Origin of the sequence: Rhizobium oryziradicis (genome assembly GCF_001939045.1) — a bacterium.
GTDB classification, from domain to species: Bacteria; Pseudomonadota; Alphaproteobacteria; order Rhizobiales; family Rhizobiaceae; genus Allorhizobium; species Allorhizobium oryziradicis.
This window is the reverse complement of record NZ_MKIM01000028.1, coordinates 81,011-95,246: the sequence shown is the minus strand read 5'-3', so window position 1 is coordinate 95,246 and position 14,236 is coordinate 81,011. Positions and strand designations below refer to the sequence as shown.

The following is a 14,236-nucleotide window of genomic DNA, read 5'->3' as shown; positions in this document are numbered from 1 at the left end:
CCCTACTCCAAATTCTGGACTTGCTCACGAAACTGATCAATGACCACTTTCAACTCGATGCCGGCAGATGTGACCGCCGCCGCATTGGACTTAGAACAAATTGTATTCGATTCGCGATTAAATTCCTGCGCCAGAAAATCGAGCTTGCGTCCAACCGGAAGGCTTCCAGCCAAAAGCTGGCGTGCGGCACTGACATGGGCTTTCAAACGGTCAATTTCTTCGCGCAAGTCTGCCTTGGTGGCCAGCAGTGCTGCCTCAGCATAAAGACGATCTTTGTCGAGGCTCGGCGCAGATGCCATCAAGGCGGCAACCTGGCTTGAGAGCTTCTTGAGGATCTCGTCGGTGCCGCGTGATGGATCTTGCTCGACCGAGAGCGTCAGCTGTTCAATTTTGTTCACCTGATCGAGAAGCACGGCCTTCAGCGCGTCTCCTTCGCGCTGGCGCATCTCAGTCAGCTGGACAACCGTTTCTTCCAGGCCGGCCATAAGGGCATGCTCGCGCGCTTTGATCGCGTCTGCATCATCCTCAACTTCACGAAAATCAACCAGACCACGGATGGAAAGCAATCCATCCAGAGACAAGGGGCTGTTATCAACCACATCGGTGCCCAAGCGCGCACGAAGCGCAAGCACCGCATTCAGTGCATCTTCATTGACCACGGCCTCCATGCGATTGTCGCCGGTGGACAAAGACAATGCGACTTGAAGATTGCCACGGGAGAGGTGACGCCCGATCACCACTTTGATGTCGCTTTCCAGAGCCTCCAACCCTTGTGGCAGCCGCAGGCGTATATCAAGGCCCTTGCCATTGACGGAGCGTATTTCCCACGCCCAACGATAACGGCCACAGGAGCCTTCGTTACGAGCAAAACCCGTCATCGATTGCAACGTCATAAGATACCTTCCATCTTCGCAAGCCGCGAAATTACTTCTTTTTCACCGGCTTGGGAACTGTTGTTGGATCGACCTCCGGTTGCCCATCCACACTTTCTGCCGGATCAGCGCCACGCTCGGCCTCAAGCTTGCGCCAATTTTTCACATTGGCATTGTGCTCCTCCAGCGTCGCAGCAAAAGCATGCCCGCCTGTGCCGTCGGCAACAAAGTAGAGATCCTTGGTGCGCCAGGGATTGGCAACAGCCTCCAGCGCCGCCCGGCCAGGATTGGCAATCGGGCCTTGCGGCAGACCCTTGATGATATAGGTGTTATACGGCGTCTCTTTTTTGAGGTCCGATTGATAGATCGGCCGATCCGAAGGCTTGCCATCGCCGCCAAACAGGCCATACACAATGGTCGGATCCGATTGCAGCCGCATGCCTTTTTGCAGGCGGTTCAGAAAGACCGAGGCGACATGCGCACGCTCGTCATCCTTGCCGGTTTCCTTCTCGACAATGGAGGCAAGGGTTACGAACTGCTCTTTGGTCTTGATAAACAGATCGGGTGAGCGCTTTTCCCAAATCTGGTCCACCAGTTTTTGCTGCGCCTCCAGCATCTGATCCACAATTTCCTGCCGCTTGGTGCCGCGTGAAAATTTGTAAGTGTCGGGGCGCAAGCTTCCTTCAGTGGGCAACGTCTTGGGCAAATCACCTTCCAGCACCGGATCAGCGGCAAGCCGTTCAAACATTTGTTTGACAGTCAGGCCTTCCGGCATGGTGACCGAATAGAGAATGGATTTCCCCGAACGCAATAGCTCGAGAATATCGCTCATCGAGGCTCCAGCCTTGATTTCATATTCACCGGTCTTCAGCGTATCGCCGTCGTTCAGATAGGTTTTGCTCATCAGACGGAAAATGCGCGCGTCGGAAATCAATCCGTTGCGCTCGAGATTGCTGGCGATTTCAGAAGGGCCAGCACCATTGCGCACCATGAAATTAGCGTTGGTCGTCGAAGGGCCAGGTTCGTGGAACACGGAGAAAGCATAGTAAAATCCGGCGATCGCGAGAACGCAGGCGAAAACGGCCAAGCTCATCAAAAAATTGAGAAAAATCACAAACTGGCTACGAGCACGACGGGAACGCTTGGGCAGTTGCGGCACACGCTCTGGTCTGGGCGGCTCCGAGGGTGTTCTCGCAACCTGTGTCACCGTTCGGGATGGCTCTTCACCGCTGTTGCCGGTGGTTTCTTCGTCGACGCGCTCGCTCACCGTCACTCCTCTTCGATTCAGTTCCGCCGCTTGTGGGCAAACATTGCGGCAAAAAACGGGTCCCCTGTGAGTGTGGCGGGGCATTCTACAGGATGAAAGGCCCAACAGAACAGATCAGCTGCGCCCTTCTCTCCTTTTATCCTTCAAAGCGCCGCAGAACCAGCGACGCATTGGTGCCGCCAAAACCAAAGGAATTGGACAGGGCAACACGAACATCGCGCTTGCGGGCCTTATACGGCACAAGATCAATTGCGGTTTCCACGTCAGGATTATCAAGGTTGAGCGTTGGCGGCACAATGCCATCACGAATGGCAAGAGCCGAGAAAATCGCTTCCACGGCACCTGCGGCCCCCAGCAAATGGCCAATGGCCGACTTGGTGGACGACATCGATACATTGGGAGCATGATCGCCCAACAAACGCTCAACGGCACCAAGCTCAATCGTATCCGCCATGGTCGAAGTGCCATGAGAGTTGATATAATCAATATCAGAGGCGGTAAGCCCCGCACGCTTCAAGGCCATCGACATGCAGCGGTAGGCACCATCGCCATCCTCAGCAGGGGCGGTGATGTGGAATGCATCGCCCGACATGCCGTAGCCAACCACTTCGGCATAAATCTTCGCTCCACGCGCCAGCGCATGGTCCAGCTCTTCCAACACCACAATTCCGGCACCCTCGCCCATCACGAAACCATCACGGTCGCGGTCATAAGGACGTGATGCCTTTTGCGGGTCGTCGTTGTGATCTGTGGACAAAGCCTTGCAGGCGGCAAAACCGGCCAGAGAAATTCGGCTAATGGGCGATTCCGCCCCACCGGCCACCATAACGTCGGCATCGCCAAGGGCAATCATGCGGGCAGCATCGCCAATCGCATGCGCGCCGGTTGAGCAGGCCGTGACCACCGAATGGTTGGGGCCGCGCAATTTATGGCGAATAGACACATGGCCCGAAGCCAGATTGATCAAACGTCCGGGAATAAAAAAGGGCGAAATGCGACGTGGACCCTTGTCGCGCAGCGTGTAGCCCGCTTCGACAATGCCTTCAATGCCGCCAATGCCGGAGCCGATCAGCACACCCGTTGCGACTTGATCTTCTTTGGTTTCCGGCTTCCAGCCCGAATCAGCCATGGCCATATCTGCGGCCGCAATCGCATACACAATGAATGGATCAACTTTACGCTGTTCTTTCGGCTCCACCCAATCGTCCGCATTGAACGTACCATTGGCGCCATCGCCGAACGGAATTCTGCATGCAATCTTTGCCGGAAGATCTTCAACGTCAAATTCAGTTACGCGCTTGGCAGCATTTTCTCCCGCCAAAAGCCGCGACCACGTCACTTCGGTACCGCAGCCAAGAGGAGATACCATGCCGGCACCGGTGATAACGACACGTCTTATTTGCACGTTCACCCCACTCATAAAGTCAGATGCGGCTGCACAACAAAAAGCCCTGCGACAACAAAGTCGGGAGCCATGCAGCAGATTAAAATTCTACGACATCGACACCGCAGCCTTGAAGACCGCGTACTGCAAACAAAAAAAGAGAAAGCGTCTGGAGCGGGATTAAACCCGCTCCAGACCGGCCGATCAAAAGATCAGGCCTGAGCCTTTTCGATAAACTTCACAGCATCACCAACGGTGAGGATGGAGTCAGCAGCGTCGTCAGGAATTTCGACGCCGAATTCTTCTTCAAATGCCATGACGAGTTCGACGGTGTCGAGCGAATCTGCGCCCAGATCATCGATAAAGCTTGCGCCTTCAACAACCTTTTCGGCTTCAACGCCCAGATGATCAATAACAATTTTCTTTACGCGTTCTGCGATATCGCTCATGTCGGTTTCCTCGACCTCTATCATAACAAGAAAGCCAGTGTGACTTTCCTACCCTGTGTTATACCAGTGAGCACCAAACTCGCTGGCAATTCCGTGGAACCTGCTTTGCGCAAGTTCTGCCCATATCAACAGCCTGGCGTGTGCCATCCGTTGCCTATCTAACTGCTCACAGTCCCCGCCCGATTAACACGGTTTAAAGCCGCCGGAAAGCCTGAAAATTCAAGACTTCCTTTTGTTCCTCAATCAATTGCACGGGCAATTGCGCGGGCAAGACCATTCCTCAGATCATTGCCATGCCGCCATTGACATGCAGCGTCTGGCCCGTGACGTAAGAGCTTTCCGAAGATGCCAGATAGAGCACAGATGAGGCAATTTCAGCCCCTGTTCCCATCCGCTTCATGGGAATTGCGCCCATGATGCCTTCTTTTTGCTTGTCGTTCAGCTTACCCGTCATTGCACTTTCAATAAAGCCCGGTGCAACACAGTTCACTGTTACGTTGCGCGGCGCAATTTCCTGCGCCAATGCCTTGGTAAAGCCGATCATACCGGCCTTGGATGCGCAATAATTCACCTGACCGGCATTGCCGGTGACACCGACAACCGAGGTAATGTTGATGATGCGGCCATAGCGACGGCGCATCATGGGATGGGTCAGTTCCTTGGTCAAAGCGAAAACGGCGGTCAGATTGACCTCCAGAACGCTATCCCAATCGGCATCCGACATGCGAACAAACAGGCCGTCTTTGGTGATTCCGGCATTATTGACCAGAATATCCACGCCTTCAAGCTCGGCTTCGGCTTTCGCACCCAAAGCCTTGACAGCTTCACGGTCCGACAGGTTTGCCGGGAAGATCTTCACCCGCTCGCCAAGATCGGCCGCCAGTGCTTCCAGCTTTTCAACGCGGGTACCATGCAGACCAACGATTGCGCCCTGCGCGTGAAGAAGGCGCGCAATTTCTTCGCCGATCCCGCCGGTGGCACCCGTTACCAATGCCTTGCGGCCGGTCAAATCAAACATCGTTTTAATCCTTGTGCAAAGTGCCAATCAGGCCAAAAGCGCCGTCAGAGCTGCCTCGATATCAGCGGGAGAATTCACCGCTGTACCCGTGATATTCTTGTCAATCCGCCGCACCAGACCGGTCAAAACCTTGCCTGCGCCGATCTCATAAAGCACGGAAACAGCATTTGCGCCAAACCATTCCACAGTCTCGCGCCAACGAACCTGACCGGTGACCTGCTCGACCAGAAGGCTGCGAATCTCGTCCGCATTTGTCATGGGCGCTGCACGCACATTGGCAATCAATGGCACAATCGGGTTTTTCATCGCAACCGATGCCAGCGCATTGCGCATTTCTTCGGCCGCAGGTGCCATCAATGTGGAGTGGAACGGGGCGGACACAGGCAGAAGGATCGCGCGTTTTGCGCCTTTTTCTGTCGCCAGTGCTGCCGCCTTTTCAACAGGGGCCTTTGCGCCGGAAATTACCAGCTGGCCGCCGCCATTGTCATTGGCAATCTGCACCGGGCCTTCTGCCGACGCCGTCTGGCAGATGGCTTCCACGGCACCATGCTCCAGGCCGATAATGGCCGCCATGGCACCCAAACCAACCGGAACAGCCGCCTGCATGGCATTGCCACGAATACGCAAAAGCTTTGCGGTATCAGCCAGCGAAAAGGTGCCGGCAGCACAGAGTGCCGAATATTCACCCAACGAATGGCCTGCAACATAGGAGACCTTGTTGGTCAATACAAAGCCACGCTGCTCCATAACCCGTAGCACCGCCATCGACACCGCCATCAAGGCCGGCTGCGCGTTTGCGGTCAGCGTCAGTTCCTCGACAGACCCGTCCCACATAATGGTGGAGAGTTTCTGATCAAGCGCTTCATCAACTTCCTCGAAAACAGCGCGCGCTTCCGGAAAGGCATCCGCGAGATCCTTGCCCATTCCAATGGTCTGACTGCCCTGGCCGGGAAAGGTAAATGCAACACCCATGGGGTACTCCGTTCAATTTTTTCTTCTCCAATTCACAAACTCGCCTTGAGAGTCAAGTCTTGGGCGGCACATCGCCTGTTGCTAAAGGGGGCAGAGACAGGCGTAAATATCACCCGATAGCTCTTGCCCATGGTCAAATTCGGGCTACATTCCTGTCCATCCTCCCCACGCTCTCACTTGAGCACACACAACACTTGAGACCTCCACACATGAAATACAATACACTAGGCCGCACGGATATTTCCGTTTCCGACATATGCCTTGGCACCATGACATGGGGCAGCCAGAACACCGAAGCAGAAGCCTTTGAACAAATGGACTATGCCCTTGAAAACGGTGTGAATTTTTTCGACACAGCCGAGCTTTATCCCACCACGCCGCTGTCGGCCGAGACCTATACCGACACCGAGAAAATGATTGGCAACTGGTTTGCAAAATCCGGCAAGCGCAAGGATGTTGTGCTGGCCACCAAGGTCGCAGGCGCTGGCCGACCATATATCCGCGGTGGTGCGCCCATCAATGCCGACACCATTCGTGCGGCGGTGGATGCAAGCCTGCAAAGATTAAAAACCGATTATATTGATCTCTACCAGATTCATTGGCCAAATCGCGGCCATTATCACTTTCGCGGTGCGTGGACCTATGATCCATCCAACCAAGATCGCGCCCTGGTCGTTGCTGAAATCACCGAAAAGCTGGAAGCGCTTCAGGATTGCGTAGCGGCTGGCAAAATCCGCGCCATTGGCCTCTCGAACGAAACCACATGGGGCATCCAGAAATATCTGACCATTGCAGAACAGAAGAATTTGCCACGCGTGGCAACCGTGCAAAACGAATACAATCTTCTGTATCGCAGTCATGATCTTGATATGGCCGAACTGTCGCACCACGAGCAGGTTGGCCTTTTGGCCTATTCGCCATTGGCTGGCGGCTTGCTGAGCGGCAAATATCTCGGCGGTGTGAAGCCGGAAGGTTCGCGTGCCTCCATCAACGGCAATATCGGCGGCCGCCTGACACCTCATCAGGAGCCCGCCACCAAAGCCTATGTTGAACTTGCCAAGCAGCATGGAATGGACCCCTCGCAGCTGGCGCTGGCCTTTTGCCGCACACGTCCCTTCATGGCATCCGTGATCATTGGTGCCACATCGATGGATCAGCTGAAAATTGACATCGGTGCTGCCGATGTCACCCTTTCGGATGAGGTCATGGCCGGCATTGCCGCCATTCACCGCCAATATCCAATGGCGATTTAACACAAGGCGCTATCGGTGAGGCGATTTCAATGCCTCACCGATACGAGTTTGAAACAGACTTACGCATCGCGTTTATAAAGTGATGACCGTGTTTTCATGCCAGAATGAATTTTAAGAGCTCCTTATAGAGTATCATGGCATTACTCTTCACACTGCGGCGTCAGTCAGCCCGATTGTGATGTGAGGATGCGATGACATCAATTAACAGTTTTTACCGCGACCCGAATGCCGTCGCAAACGCGACCCAGCTGTTTTCAAAAGTCAAAGCGCAGGCACCTCAGGACACTCCAACATTTCAAAAACCAAAGACCTCGGATGACGGCATGAGCCTGTCGTCGGGGCAACGGGCACTGGCGCGAATCATCGAAATTCTCACTCTCGGCGACAGCGCCACCAAAGATCAGGCCAGTGTCAGCGAAAGCATCGGCTATATCACCGGCGTCAATGGAACCGATGGGGATGATATCCAGACATTTACCGGTCGCGGCGTCTATAATGTCGACACCGGAAAGGGTGATGACAATGTGATTGCCAAAAGCGCCCTCATCGGCAATGTCTCGTTGGGTGATGGCAAGGACAGCCTGAAGGCCAGCGGCGGTTTGATTGCCGATGTCGATGGCGGCGATGGCAATGATGATATTCAGCTCACGGCATCATTGATCATGAATGTCAGTGGCGGCGATGGCGATGACACCATCAAAGCGTCTGGCAAAGCACTCATCGGCATTGATGGCGGTGCGGGCAATGACACCATGTATCTTGAAGGTGCGCGCATTTTCGCCTCTGGTGGCAAAGGCAATGACACTGTGACCATTCATCAAACAGACAAGGAAAACGGCATTGCCGAATATGCCTTTGCTGCTGGCGATGGACAGGACACGATTACAACAGACGGCCCGCTGTCGCTTCGTTTCAGTGGCTATAATGCCAGCGATCTCACCGTCACCCGCGACAAAAACAATCTCGTCATCACCATGAAGGGCTCTGAGGACAAGATCACGGTGAACGTGAGTGATGCGAACAAGTCCGACGCGACGTATCAATTTGTCTCCGACAAGGGGCAAACAGTGCTGAAGATTTTCTGAGGCGATTGGTTCAGCCTCAGGGTCGATTATCTGGCGTTGCACACTTGCTTTTCGTTCAGATCTGCGTATAAGCGCGCTGTTCACAACACCCGGTCTTTCGGCTGGTGGCTGAACGGAGGGCCGGCAGACTTGTTTTGCCGTCTGAAACGAAAAGCGTTTCGGCCTCCCGTGTCTCCGCTCTCGACCGTCTCGTACAAACGCTTTTCTTGCCGTGGTTTTCCACACAGGAGCAGTCGTTGGGGCTTAGCGCCGTACCGGGTGATGACAACCGCAAGAAAGGCAAAGCTATCATGGCTCTTTACGAACATGTATTCCTTGCCCGGCAGGATATGTCCGCACAGCAGGTTGACGCCCTCGTAGAACAGTACAAGGGTGTTATCGAAGCAAATGGCGGCAAAGTCGGGCGTATAGAAAACTGGGGCCTCAAGTCCCTGACATACCGCATCAACAAGAACCGTAAGGCTCACTATGCCCTTATGGACATCGAAGCACCTGGTGCTGCGATCCATGAAATGGAACGCCAGATGCGCATCAACGAAGACGTTCTTCGTTACATGACCGTGTCTGTTGAAGCCCACGAAGAAGGCCCATCTGCTATGATGCAGAAGCGCGACCGTGACGACCGTCCACGTCGTGATGGCGACCGTCCTGATCGTGGCGACCGCGGTGATCGCGCACCTCGCGAAAGCTTTGGTGACCGTCCGCGCCGTCCGCGCGAAGACCGTGCGTAAGGAGATTTGAACAATGGCTGATACATCTTCCTCTTCACAGGTTCGCCGTCCTTTCCATCGCCGTCGCAAGACGTGCCCCTTCTCCGGCGCAAACGCTCCGAAGATTGACTACAAGGACGTACGTCTTCTGCAGCGCTACATTTCTGAGCGCGGCAAGATCGTTCCTTCGCGTATCACTGCTGTTTCGCAGAAGAAGCAGCGCGAATTGGCTCGTGCCATCAAGCGCGCTCGTTTCCTCGGCCTGCTGCCATACGTTGTCGCATAATTTTGCAATCTGATGTTTCGGCTCCCGTTTTTTCGGGGGCCGTCTCCTTTCTGCGATGGGCGTAGATCGGAACCCTAAAAACCCATGTTGAGGTATTGGCGCTGAATGGCGCAAACCTCTAACTGCACGATGCGCAGGACAGCGACCTTGAAAAAACTTGATGGAAAATTGCTGCTGACTGGCTTTCTTGCCGGTGTGACCGCCATATTTTTGGTTTTGGCGGCCAATGCGCAACCGTCTTTTTCATCCGTCTTTTATGCAGCCTCCGCACTTCCTGTGATGATTGTTGGCATGCGCTGGGGCAATGCTGCAGCGATTGTGGCGATTATCACGGCGGCCATTGCTGGTGCCTTGGCGGTCTCCCCTCTTTTTGCGGCTGCCATGGCAGTCTTCACCCTGCTGCCCGCAGGATGGATCAGCCATCTTGCCAATCTGGCGCGCCCGGCATCGGAAATTGGTGGTCCAGATCACCTTATGGCGTGGTTTCCGCTGTCTGACATTGTCATGCACCTGTGCGCACTGGTCTGCTTTGGCGTGATCTTTCTTGGCGTATTGATTGGCTATGATGCCGATTTCGTTGGCAATATGATTGATGCCTTGATGCAGGCATTGGCTGAGCGTGATCCATCCGTTGTTGCAAACATCACCAACACGTCGAGCATCAAATCAACAATGCTGATGACCTTGCCCATCGTACAAGCGGGCATGTGGGTCATCATGTTGTTCACCGCATATTATGTTGCCAGTCGCATTGTTGCCGCCTCAGGGGCGTCCACCCGCCCGCGCGAGGATATTCCCTCTGCGCTTCGGATGAACCGCAACGCGCCGTTTATCTTTTTGGCGGGCATTGTTGCCTGTTTCATTGGCGGCGTTCCGGCATTGGTTGGTGCAACGGTGTGCGGTGCCTTTGGCGCGGGCTTTCTGCTTGGCGGCTTTGGCTCCATCCACCTGCGCACCCGTGGCAAGGAATGGCGCCTACCTGCCCTTATTCTGTCTTACATGGCAACACTTATGGTGTTTCCAGCAATCTTCATCATCATTCTCGGCCTCATCGATACACGGCGCACGGTTGCCCTCACGCCACCGAGGACGGGCGGCAATTCCAATGATGGCAACACACCAAACACTTGAACTGAAAGGATAATATCATGCAAGTGATTCTTCTTGAGCGCATCGCCAAGCTTGGCCAGATGGGCGAAACTGTTAAGGTTCGTGACGGCTTTGCCCGTAACTACCTGCTGCCAACCGGCAAGGCTCTGCGCGCCAACGCTGCCAACAAGGCACGTTTTGAAGCTGAGCGTGCAACGCTCGAAGCCCGTAACCTTGAGCGCAAGGGCGAAGCTCAGGCTGTTGCAGACGTTCTCAACGGCAAGTCCTTCGTTGTTGTTCGCTCCGCAGGCGAAACCGGCCAGCTGTACGGTTCTGTTGCTGCACGTGACATCGTGGACGTTTTGGCTGCAGAAGGCTTCAACGTTGGCCGCAACCAGATCGAACTGAACAACCCAATCAAGACCATTGGTCTGCACAGCGTTACCATGCATCTGCATGCTGAAGTTGAAATTGCGGTTGAAATCAACGTTGCTCGTTCAGCTGAAGAAGCTGAGCGCCAGTCCAAGGGCGAAAGCCTCACATCTGCTGACGCCATCTACGGCGTTGACGAAGATGCTCTGCGTCCAGAAGACTTCTTCGATCCAGACGCTGACCGCGACGGCGACGACGAATAAGCCTATCCGTTTTCGGATAGATCAACGCCCGGATCGCAAGATCCGGGCGTTTTGCGTTCCGGGCACCGAAAATATGATCCTTTTACGCCGAAGGTGACACGCGGCGCTCCAGCGGATAGATGGCGGAAAAGCGCCCACCATCCACATCGACCACCTGACAATGAACGCCATAAATCTCGGCAATCATATCCGGCGTCAACACTTCGCGACAGGGGCCAACCGGCAGCGCCCTGCCCCGGTCCAGCACCAGCGCCTTGCTGGCATAGCGGGTGGCCAAATTCATATCATGCAAGATCACCAGCGTGATAATGTTATACTGGCGGGTATAGGCTTGAACCACGTCCAGCATATGCAACTGATTGGCCAGATCCAGCGCCGATGTGGGCTCATCCAGCAAAAGCAGCTTGGGGCGACGCACCAGCGCCAATGCCAGGGCAATCATTTGGCGCTCACCGCCAGACAGGGTTGACGGTTTCAGATTTGCAAACCGGGTCAGGCCCAAAATCTCAAGCGTTTCCGCCGCCTTGGCGAAATTGTCTTTCAGCACTCTCCAGGCATGACGTCCACCGCTTTGAGCCAGCAACATCAATTCAAATACGCTCATCTGCACGCTCAAGTGCGCGAGATCCTGGGCGACATAGCCAACCAATTGCGAGCGCACAAAGGGCGAGGCATGCAGCAAATCGACATCCTCAATCATCGCCTGCCCTTGCGCTGGGCGCAAACCACACAGACCTTTCATGAATGTCGATTTGCCTGCGCCATTGGGACCTAAAACCGCCAAGACTTCACCGGCAAGCACCGTCAACGCCATGGGCTGGACAATCTGCCGCCCACCAATTACCACCTGATAATTCTGCAAATTGAGGCTCACATCACGTCTCCCTTGGTGTGTCTCATCACCAAAACGATAAAGAACGGCAGGCCAGCGAGGGCTGTTACCATGCCAAAGGGCAGGACGGCTCCGGGAATAATCACCTTGGTGGCCAAGGATGCCACGGTCGCGAAAACGGCTCCAACGGCAATGGTGGCCGCAATGGTAAAGCGGTGGTCCTCGCCCGTCAGCATGCGCGCAACATGCGGGCCGACAAGGCCGATGAAACCAACAATGCCGACAACAGCTGTGACCGATCCAGCCAGCAATGCCGAAATCACCAGCATGACAATGCGCAGACGCCGCACCGGCACACCAAACACCACGGCCTGCTCGCCAAAGCTGCGCAGAGCGGTCAGCGACCACGCGTGGAACAGCACAATGGGAATCATCGCAAGGCTCAAGCATCCGGCAATGGCGACCTTGAGCCATGTTGCACGCAGCAGCGATCCCATCAGCCAAAACACAATGCTCTGCAGCTGATCGACGCTTGCCATATATTGAATCAACGACAGCAGCGAACTGAACACAAAATGCAGCGCAATGCCCAACAGGGTAATGGATTGAACACTCTTGCCGCCCTTCGACAACAGCAACACCAGCCCTGCGGCCAGCAAGGCAAAGAGAAAGGCGTTGACCGCCGTGACCAGTTCCAGCGGGATAAACGGCATAATGGAGGTCAGCGACACGCTGAACCCCAGTGCCAAAGCGGCACCAAAGCCTGCCGCAGACGAAACGCCAAGTGTGAAGGGTTCGGCCAGAGGATTGTCCAGAATGGTCTGCATCAACAAACCGGACAGCGACAGGCTAACACCGGTGATCAGCGCCATCATGGTCATGGGCATACGCAAATCCCAGACGATAAAGGGGGTGCTGGCATCAACGGTATTGGGCGCAAACAGGGCATGCAGCACTTGTGTCAACGTCAGCGTGCCAGAGCCAACGACAATATCAAGGATGCAGATGAATGCGGCGATCATAAAAAGAGCGACGACGATGCCAATTCTTAGCACCACGGATCGGTCATAGTGGCGGCTGGTCCCTGCCTCGGTGACAGGGAGATTAGACGGAGAATAGGCGCTCATGGTGCCCTCGCGCGGGTTGTTTAAAAACACCAATGAAACACATCGCCCGAGGGAAATGTGTTTCAAAATGTCGGTGATGGGGCTGATTAATGAACTGTCGGTGCCTGAACGCCGAAGGTGAGCGGTGTGTCTTTCGGCAGGTCCGTCAGGCTTGATACAAGCGTGTGGAGCGTGGCGTCAGGATGAAGATCCTTCAAGCGCTCGGGGTAGAAAGCCTTTGCCATATATTCAATTGCGAAAATATTCCATGGGCTGGCGTAGAGCTGGTGATAAAGACCAATAACACGCCCATCCGTGATCGCTTTGATGTGATCAAAGCCTTGGCGGTGTTCCAACGCGCCGAGGGCAGCCTCAATCTTGGCCTTGTCATTGGTGAAGCCCAAAGGCGGAGACACGGAATTTGCATTGGTAAACGGCGATCCACTCATGACGAAGACATCTGGTGCCGCCGAGATCACACTCTCCATCGTCACATCGCCGGTGCGGGTTTTCAGCAAGCTGCTGCCAAGGTTGATGCCGCCTGCGGCCTGCGCCAGCTTGCCAAAAAAGACATCCCCATGAGTGAAGCAGCAGGTGTCCAGCCCCTTCTGACCAGCTTTGGCTTCGACAAACACTTTTGGCTTCGGCGCACCGGCAATGGCCGTTTCCACGGCATTCAAATGGCTCTCATAGAAATCCGCAAATTCCTGCGCTTCCTTTTCCCGGTTCAGCACCTTGCCAAGCAGGGTAACCGTTTTGGGCGCATCCACCGCCGGATCCACCTGCGTATCAATCATCACCACAGGAATGCCCAGCTCTTTCAGCCGTGCCGTGACATTCGCATCATCCAGCACCGGCTTCACGCGAGCCTGCACAATGACCAGATCAGGCTTGGCGGCAACGATTTGCTCGAGGTTCACCTGTCCCTCATCGCCAAACCGCATGTCCACGGCTTGATTGGCGCTTTGCGGCCATTTGCTCTCGAATACGCTCCACGCCTGCTTGTCGGAGCGCGCCAGCAAATTGTTCCACACCACAATGCGCTTGAAAGGATCCGCACGATCAAGCAAGGCCAGCGAAAACAAGTCACGGCCATCCTGCAAGACAATGCGCTTCGGCTCATGGCCAATCTCGACGGATCGGCCTGCAAGGTCGGTAACGGTCAGCGGATAATCTGTGGCACCGGCCATGGACGCTGGCAACATGAGGGCCAAACCCAGGCACAACAGCCGGGAAAAACTTAAATTTTTCATTGTCAAAATGTCCTTCTCAGCAAAG

The 14,236-nt window shown here is 54.9% G+C and carries 15 protein-coding genes; 6 read left to right on the top strand and 9 right to left on the bottom strand.

Annotation, left to right across the window (positions count from 1 at the left end):
• Window positions 1–2: 2 nt before the first annotated feature.
• From BJF95_RS15905 to fabD, 6 genes are all read right to left on the bottom strand, one after another.
• The gene (locus BJF95_RS15905; protein WP_075640459.1) at window positions 3–893 is read right to left on the bottom strand and encodes a YicC/YloC family endoribonuclease; all 891 of its coding nucleotides are present in this window, start codon (window positions 891–893) and stop codon (window positions 3–5) included.
• A 31-nt stretch (window positions 894–924) separates the two neighbouring features.
• The gene (mltG, locus tag BJF95_RS15900) at window positions 925–2,079 is read right to left on the bottom strand and encodes an endolytic transglycosylase MltG (RefSeq protein ID WP_245297375.1); all 1,155 of its coding nucleotides are present in this window, start codon (window positions 2,077–2,079) and stop codon (window positions 925–927) included.
• A gap of 196 nt (window positions 2,080–2,275) precedes the next feature.
• Window positions 2,276–3,538, bottom strand: a complete 1,263-nt coding sequence (fabF, locus tag BJF95_RS15895) for a beta-ketoacyl-ACP synthase II (protein ID WP_075641076.1) — start codon at window positions 3,536–3,538, stop codon at window positions 2,276–2,278.
• Between the two features lie 197 nt (window positions 3,539–3,735).
• The gene (locus BJF95_RS15890) at window positions 3,736–3,972 is read right to left on the bottom strand and encodes an acyl carrier protein (protein WP_075641075.1); all 237 of its coding nucleotides are present in this window, start codon (window positions 3,970–3,972) and stop codon (window positions 3,736–3,738) included.
• A 280-nt stretch (window positions 3,973–4,252) separates the two neighbouring features.
• Window positions 4,253–4,990, bottom strand: a complete 738-nt coding sequence (fabG, locus tag BJF95_RS15885) for a 3-oxoacyl-[acyl-carrier-protein] reductase (protein ID WP_075640458.1) — start codon at window positions 4,988–4,990, stop codon at window positions 4,253–4,255.
• A 27-nt stretch (window positions 4,991–5,017) separates the two neighbouring features.
• Window positions 5,018–5,962: an ACP S-malonyltransferase gene (fabD, locus tag BJF95_RS15880; protein WP_075640457.1), complete on the bottom strand. Its 945-nt coding sequence runs from the start codon at window positions 5,960–5,962 to the stop codon at window positions 5,018–5,020.
• A 209-nt stretch (window positions 5,963–6,171) separates the two neighbouring features.
• Here fabD and BJF95_RS15875 point away from each other — a divergent pair, with 209 nt between their 5' ends.
• The 6 genes from BJF95_RS15875 (at window position 6,172) to rplI (ending at window position 11,020) form a co-directional block, all read left to right on the top strand.
• The gene (locus tag BJF95_RS15875; RefSeq protein WP_075640456.1) at window positions 6,172–7,215 is read left to right on the top strand and encodes an aldo/keto reductase; all 1,044 of its coding nucleotides are present in this window, start codon (window positions 6,172–6,174) and stop codon (window positions 7,213–7,215) included.
• Window positions 7,216–7,406: 191 nt separating this feature from the next.
• A complete protein-coding gene (locus tag BJF95_RS15870) occupies window positions 7,407–8,300 on the top strand; it encodes an RTX toxin (protein ID WP_075640455.1) in 894 nt (297 codons plus the stop codon).
• A 290-nt stretch (window positions 8,301–8,590) separates the two neighbouring features.
• The gene (gene rpsF, locus BJF95_RS15865) at window positions 8,591–9,031 is read left to right on the top strand and encodes a 30S ribosomal protein S6 (protein ID WP_075641074.1); all 441 of its coding nucleotides are present in this window, start codon (window positions 8,591–8,593) and stop codon (window positions 9,029–9,031) included.
• A gap of 13 nt (window positions 9,032–9,044) precedes the next feature.
• The gene (gene rpsR / locus BJF95_RS15860; protein WP_075640454.1) at window positions 9,045–9,296 is read left to right on the top strand and encodes a 30S ribosomal protein S18; all 252 of its coding nucleotides are present in this window, start codon (window positions 9,045–9,047) and stop codon (window positions 9,294–9,296) included.
• Between the two features lie 147 nt (window positions 9,297–9,443).
• Window positions 9,444–10,427: a DUF2232 domain-containing protein gene (locus BJF95_RS15855; protein ID WP_075641073.1), complete on the top strand. Its 984-nt coding sequence runs from the start codon at window positions 9,444–9,446 to the stop codon at window positions 10,425–10,427.
• Window positions 10,428–10,444: 17 nt separating this feature from the next.
• Window positions 10,445–11,020 carry a 50S ribosomal protein L9 gene (gene rplI / locus BJF95_RS15850; protein ID WP_075640453.1) on the top strand — a complete coding sequence of 192 codons (576 nt, stop codon included), beginning with the start codon at window positions 10,445–10,447 and terminating at the stop codon, window positions 11,018–11,020.
• 82 nt (window positions 11,021–11,102) lie between these two features.
• On the opposite strand, the gene BJF95_RS15845 is transcribed toward rplI, so the two are convergent.
• The 3 genes from BJF95_RS15845 to BJF95_RS15835 form a co-directional block, all read right to left on the bottom strand.
• On the bottom strand, window positions 11,103–11,894 hold the full coding sequence (locus tag BJF95_RS15845) for an ABC transporter ATP-binding protein (RefSeq protein WP_075640452.1): 792 nt from the start codon (window positions 11,892–11,894) through the stop codon (window positions 11,103–11,105).
• Window positions 11,891–12,979, bottom strand: coding sequence for a FecCD family ABC transporter permease (locus tag BJF95_RS15840; RefSeq protein ID WP_075641072.1), 1,089 nt, complete (start codon window positions 12,977–12,979; stop codon window positions 11,891–11,893). The genes BJF95_RS15845 and BJF95_RS15840 overlap by 4 nt, the downstream gene beginning before the upstream one ends.
• A gap of 86 nt (window positions 12,980–13,065) precedes the next feature.
• Window positions 13,066–14,211 (bottom strand): ABC transporter substrate-binding protein, encoded by a 1,146-nt coding sequence (locus BJF95_RS15835; protein ID WP_075641071.1) that lies wholly within the window; start codon window positions 14,209–14,211, stop codon window positions 13,066–13,068.
• Window positions 14,212–14,236 lie beyond the last annotated feature (25 nt).